The sequence below is a fragment of the uncultured Aquabacterium sp. genome, assembly GCF_913773725.1.
Taxonomy (GTDB): Bacteria; Pseudomonadota; Gammaproteobacteria; order Burkholderiales; family Burkholderiaceae_C; genus Aquabacterium.
In genome coordinates this window covers 1-5,043 of the sequence record NZ_CAJYGK010000062.1, presented here as the reverse complement: position 1 = coordinate 5,043, position 5,043 = coordinate 1, and the positions used below count along the sequence as shown (strand labels likewise).

At 66.6% G+C, this 5,043-nt stretch carries 5 protein-coding genes; all 5 read right to left on the bottom strand.

Annotation, left to right across the window (positions count from 1 at the left end; translation table 11 throughout):
• The coding region (locus tag QZ709_RS07970; RefSeq protein ID WP_294636738.1) for a TIGR03759 family integrating conjugative element protein at nucleotides 1-418 on the bottom strand (418 nt) is incomplete at its 3' end.
• A 14-nt stretch (nucleotides 419-432) separates the two neighbouring features.
• Entirely contained in the window at nucleotides 433-1,074 is a 642-nt protein-coding gene (locus QZ709_RS07965; protein WP_261659717.1) for a hypothetical protein, read from the bottom strand.
• Nucleotides 1,071-1,670, bottom strand: a complete 600-nt coding sequence (locus tag QZ709_RS07960; protein ID WP_261659718.1) for a PilL N-terminal domain-containing protein — start codon at nucleotides 1,668-1,670, stop codon at nucleotides 1,071-1,073. The genes QZ709_RS07965 and QZ709_RS07960 overlap by 4 nt, the downstream gene beginning before the upstream one ends.
• A gap of 158 nt (nucleotides 1,671-1,828) precedes the next feature.
• Nucleotides 1,829-2,698, bottom strand: coding sequence for a hypothetical protein (locus QZ709_RS07955; protein WP_261659719.1), 870 nt, complete (start codon nucleotides 2,696-2,698; stop codon nucleotides 1,829-1,831).
• Between the two features lie 113 nt (nucleotides 2,699-2,811).
• Nucleotides 2,812-5,043, bottom strand: a 2,232-nt coding sequence (locus QZ709_RS07950; protein WP_294636735.1) for a helicase-related protein, incomplete at its 5' end; no start/stop codon positions are given.

The window sequence follows — 5,043 nt, the reverse complement described above, 5'->3', positions numbered from 1 at the left end:
CCGGCTTGTCGTCCGGCAGGTTCACCCGCTGCATGCCGGGGTTCAGGCGCTGCCAGGCCTCGTCGTAGGCGCGCTGATAGGCAAGCAGCTTCTCGACGCGGCGCGCCTCGACTTGCACCTGCAGTTCTGCGTAGCGGCGCCGTTCCTCGTCGGTGCGCGCTTCGATGCCCAGGGCCGACAGCGGGTCCAGGTTGGGCGAGTAGATGCCCAGCGGCCCGTCCATCAGTTCGCGGTAGCGCGTCCATTCCTGCGGTTGCAGGCCCCAGTCGCTCGCCACCCGGTCGTCCAGGATGCGGGCGGCCAGCGGGCGCCCCTGGCTTTGCGCATTGCGGGCGGGGGCCGTGGCGGGCTGCTGCGCCCAGGCGGGCCACTGGGTGGACGCCAGCAGGAGAACGGAAAGGATGATCGACGGCTTCATGCGATCTGCTCCGGTCAGGGAATCGCCACGCGACGGGTCTGGTCGCCGGCCTGGAACACCGCGGTGTTGCCCTCGACGGCCTGCAAGCGCCACGGGCCGACCGCATCACCCGGCAGCAGCACCTGAAGCTGGTCGGGCGCGAAGCCCCCGCTGCTGGGTGCGACGGACACACTGCGGTGGCCGGCGCGCAGTTCTGCGTCGATGACGCGAAACGGCAGCGGCGGCGGTTCCAGCCTGGCGGCGGGTTTGTTCGGGGTGCGCGGTTGGGTGGGTGCTGCGGCGCGTGCGGTGGCCTGACGCACCTTGATCTGCTCGACCTCGGCACGCAGCACCTGAAGGTCGTCGGCAGCGGCATAGGCGCTCAGCGATTTCTCGACCTGGGCCGCGCGTGCTTCCAGGATTTGGCGGGTGTCTTTGAGGTCTGCCGCCGTGGCGATGGCCGGACGCTGCTGGATGGCCTCGATGGTCTCGGCCAGGCCTGTCGCCTGCGCTTCGAGGCGTTGCAGGCGGGTATCGAGGCGCTCCTGGTCGGCCTGGTCGTTCATGGCCTGGTAGCCCAGGGCCACGAGAACACTGAGGCCAAACAGCCAGAGCCACATCAGGCTCTGCACCACCACGGCGGCCGTTGAACGATGGGCGGGCTGCGGGGCGTTCATGGCTGGCCTCCCGATGCCGCGGGCGTCAGCGGGAACGTCTGCGCCGCCTCGGTGGCGGGCGGCGCGGGTACGTTGTCGGCGGTCATGCTGTCGCCGGGCCGCTCGAAGCAGATTTTCCGCGCGCGGTCATCCGCGTGCAGTTCCCAGGCCGGACCAGCCAGCGTGAGCAGCGCATCGCGCAGGGTCATGGGGCCGAGGTGCAGGTGCGCCGCCGGCAGCGGCAGTGCGTACAGCTCGATCACTGTGTGCGCCGTCTGGCACAAGCCGTAACCGCTGCGCTTGAGGACATGCCGCAGCCCGTCGCCGACCGTGGCGCGGGCATCCTCGGGCATTGACACGTCGATGGTCTGCAACAGCAGGTCGCGCTGCGCTGCTGTCGGTGCCAGTTCCACGAGGGTGTAGCGGCCGTAGCGCACGACGGGGATGTACTCGGGTGCTTCGGGTACGGGCGCGGCCGAGACTTCCTCGATGATGTCGCGCGCGACGGGCGCGCTCGTCGTCGCGCAGCCGCCAGCCAGCACCGACCAAAGCAGGCCGAGAATTCCCGCCAGCAGGCGGCGTTCGGGATGGTGAAACCAGGGTGGTGAGGGGCACATGGCGCGTCGTCCTGAAACATCGAGCCCTCACCATCGCCGCTCGGGCCATGAGCGGCAGCAAACAATGCGAACCAGGCAGCGTCCGATTTCCCAGCAGCCTCCCTCCAAAGAAAAAGGCCCCCGAAGGGGCCAGTGAAAACGCATCGGGCTTCGCCCGATCAATCCCGAGCCAGCTTCAGGCCGGGATCGACCTGTGCCAGTTGGGTGTGCGACCAGCAGCGCACGAACTGCCCGTTCTCGCCGAGCGGCCGGTTTGCCACCGCCGCCGAATACTCTTCGGTGTCGCTGGTGTCGTAGCAGATGACCTTGATCTCGCCGCTGTCGCAGCGGATGGAGTGGATCTGGCCGTCGGTCATATCGACCACGACGACCTGCGGGACAAGGCCCAGTTCGCGGGCGGCCGACAGGATGGGGCCGTATTCGGCAGCGTCAAAGCAGATGAACGGCCCTTCGTACCGGGCGTCTTCGGTCAAGTCCTTGGCCTTGTTGTAGTGGATACCCAGGTTGTATTCCTCCTGGGTGATCCTGACCTTGAAGACCGGCACGTCGGGGCTGCCGGAGGCACCGATGCAGGCGACCGCGACTTGCATCTCGATCTCGCTGCCGTCGGCAGGTTCGGTCGAGGGGATGACGGCTTGGCCCGTGGGGGCGTCGTCGTCCATGCCCATGCGCTCGCGCATCTCGTCGGCGAATGCCTCGGGGGCCATCAGGCCATAGCGCGCCAAGCGCAAGGGAATGTCCTCGGCACCGAGGTTGCCGTCCTCGATGCGCTGCTGCATGAAGGCGGCGATCTCGGCTTCGAGCGTTTCGCGGTCGGCCGTCGAAGGCACCTCGGACACATCGATCGACCAGGTGTCCACTTCCGCGGCGGTCTCGCCGGTCAGCAGTCCCTCGCCGATGGCGAGTTCGCACATGCGTTGCAGCCGTGCCAGTAATTCCGGCGCGGCCTCGCCGTTGAGCAGATAGGTCACGTCCAGCGTCAGGCGCGCATTGACGGTTTCGGGCATGGCTTGGGTAGTAGCGTTCATGGAAATCTCCTTGGGGTTAAAAATGCGCAGCCACGTCCACGGAGACCGTGGGCGTGGCTGCAAGGTGGGAACAACGGAAAGCCGGCGGCGCGAGGCCGGCGTTGGCGTGGAGATCAGGCGGCGACCAGTTGCCGGGCCAGTGCGACCTCGACGGAATCACCGTCCTGATTGAGCACATCCAGCCCGGATTCAGGCACGTCGCCCGAGGTGGACTGCGAGACCATGATCTTCTTGGCCATCAGCTCCAGGCAGGTCATCTGCGAGGAACCTGCGTAGCCCAGGTAGATCACGCGCACGTGCAGCTTCTGCCCGATGCGCCAGGAGCGGCGTGCCGCTTGCTGCAGCGAGTACACGTTGTAGCCCGACTGCATGAACACGATCGTCGGGAACTCCAACAGGTCCAGCCCCGTCTTGACCAGCTCGGGATTGGTGATGAGCACGTCGATACCACGGTCCAGTTGCTCGGCGATCCAGTCCTCGCGGCGGCTGGCGTCCACGCTCGCGCGCAGCACCGCCACCTTGAAGCCTTCCTGCTCCAGCAGCACCTTCAGGCGTGACGTGGTGTCGCGCGTGCCGGTATAGACCGTGTAGGCCAGGACCTTGCGGCCCTGCGCCTTCTCCTCTTTGCAGATGTCGATCAGCTCACGCTCTTTCGGCATCACCTCGAACTCGTTGAACTGAGCCGGTGTGAACGCCAAAGTGGCGCGCGTGCGCGGATGTGTCACGGTCTCCGACCGGAAACAGCAATCCGGCCAGGCCAGCAGCACGTTGAGCACCACCCCCAGCAAGGTCGTATCGCGTCGCGCCAGAGCCTGTTTCAGCTCCGCGGTCAGCCGACCCGCCAGATCGCGGTAGGCCGCGGCTTGCGCCGTGTCCATTGCGACTTCGCGGAACTCCTCGTCATACGGCGGCAGGACGTTGCCGCCGATGTCCTTGAGCTTGAGGAAGATGGTGAACGGCAGGATGCAGCGCAGCACACCCTTGGGGCCGAAGCCCGGGGCCTTGACTGTGCGCACCGATACCTTGGTGCCCTTGGCCGTCTTGTGCGCCGTGCCGGTGCTCTCGGAATAGATGTCCTTCAGGACACCGTGATCGCGCATGAACGCCATCGCGGCCGAGGTCATGCTGCCGCTCGTGGTCGGGCGGTAGCCGTCTTCGATCATCCGCCCGGGCAGTGCCCGGAACAGTAGGTGGAACAGGTCGTCCCCGTAGCCGCCCATCAGCGTGCCGGTCAGCAGCAAGGTCTTGCGAGCCTTCGCCGCCAGCACCCCCATGGCCTGGCCCTGGGCGCTGCCGCCGTTCTTGTACTCGTGCGCCTCGTCGGCAATGAGCAGGTCGAACGTGCCTTGAGGAAGATAGCGTTTTACAAACTCGGAGGGTTGGTAGCCCCCTTCGCCGAAGCCGAACTCCATGTTGGCCATCGCGCGTTCCATGCGCGTGGCCTGACGGTCGGAAAACACCAGTTCGCCGTTGCCGTCCATGAGATTGATGAACTCGTGGATGTTGTCGCCCAGCATCGACGCCAGGAACCCGTCGCCGAACTTCTGCATCAGCTTCTGCGCGGTGACTTCCCCGATGGTCGGGATGCGCTTCAGGGCTTTCAGCACAGCCGAGGACTGGTCGCTGCCGGACAGGCTGCGCGGGCGGATCAGCGTCCACAGGGGCGCGGCACAGTGGCCGCACTTCCGGCGGTATTCCTCGGCTTCCAGCGCGACCGGATTGACCGGCTCGCCGTCGAGGTCGGTGATGACCGTGCCACAGTCCGGGCACGCCGCCACGTCGCCGTGGCGGGTACGCCGTTGGGTGAAGACAGGCTTCCAGTGGAAGCCCATCCGCATCCGCACGCGGCCCAGGACGAAAAACTCCTGGCCCGTGGCCTGCACGCCCAACTGCTCGCGCAGCTTGATGAGCTTGACGAGCGTATCCGGCCCGTTGAGTACCCACACCTTGGCACCGGCCACCGTCTCCTGGATCTCGCGCCGCCACTTGTAAACCAGGTGGGGCGGCGACAGCACCAGAGTGCGGCGATAGCCTTCGGCGTTGAGCACGGCGGCCGTGGCAATGCCGACGGTCGTCTTGCCGCAGCCCATCTCGCCATTGACGATCGCAGCACGTTCGCCACGGTCGATCAGCAGCTCGGCGGCGGCGTGGACGACTTCGGCCTGGGCTGGGAACAGCTTGCGCTTGAGGCTGGCGACCACCAGTTGCCGGTGCGCCTGCGGTTGGCCGGTATAGACCGGCGGATTAGCGCTGTTGAGGGCGTCGAGTAGTTCGTCGCCGAACTCGCCGACAAAATCCTGAAGGCTCAGGGTCAGAGGGGAAGATTCCGCATCGAGCAGTTCGCC

Excerpts from the sequence above, each read along its gene's own strand:
- QZ709_RS07965 (WP_261659717.1), bottom strand. The coding sequence starts at position 1,074 with ATGAACGCCCCGCAGCCCGCCCATCGTTCAACGGCCGCCGTGGTGGTG.
- QZ709_RS07960 (WP_261659718.1), bottom strand. The coding sequence starts at position 1,670 with ATGTGCCCCTCACCACCCTGGTTTCACCATCCCGAACGCCGCCTGCTG.
- QZ709_RS07955 (WP_261659719.1), bottom strand. The coding sequence starts at position 2,698 with ATGAACGCTACTACCCAAGCCATGCCCGAAACCGTCAATGCGCGCCTG.